The following is a 491-nucleotide window of genomic DNA, read 5'->3' on the forward strand; positions in this document are numbered from 1 at the left end:
GTATAGTGCCAGCCGGTCCCCCGATCCCCATTTCCGCCCTTCCCTGTCTGATTGACTCGGTACCCAACGCCGTGTGCGCGGGCTTTCCTAGCCCTGCAGAAGATGAGGGTGACGAACGCATTGATCTCACCAAAGTCCTGATCATCCATCCCCAAGCCACCTATGTGCAGCGCGTTGCCGGTCACTCCATGCGGGATATTGGAATCTTTGACAATGACATTTTGGTGATCGACAAAGCCATCAAGCCCAGGCACAACATGATTGTCGTAGCGGTCGTGGACGGAGAGTTCACTGTCAAGCAGCTCTACCAGCGTGCTGGGCGGGTCAAGCTGATGGCGGCCAACCCCACTTTCCCGGACATAGTGCCCAAAGACGGCCAGACGATCCAAATCTGGGGCGTGGTCACCAGTTGCATCAAGCAGTTTGGAGCCTGACCATGCAACTGCCCCGTCGCCGCCGTCCTGAGTTCGATGAGACGCGCATCTACGAAT

At 57.2% G+C, this 491-nt stretch carries 1 protein-coding gene; it reads left to right on the plus strand.

From position 1 onward, the window contains the following. The first annotated feature begins 2 nt into the window (after window positions 1-2). Window positions 3-434: a LexA family protein gene (locus tag AC1D1Y_RS26285; protein WP_477684934.1), complete on the plus strand. Its 432-nt coding sequence runs from the start codon at window positions 3-5 to the stop codon at window positions 432-434. Window positions 435-491 lie beyond the last annotated feature (57 nt).

The sequence above is a fragment of the Polaromonas sp. P1_G1 genome, assembly GCF_056405595.1.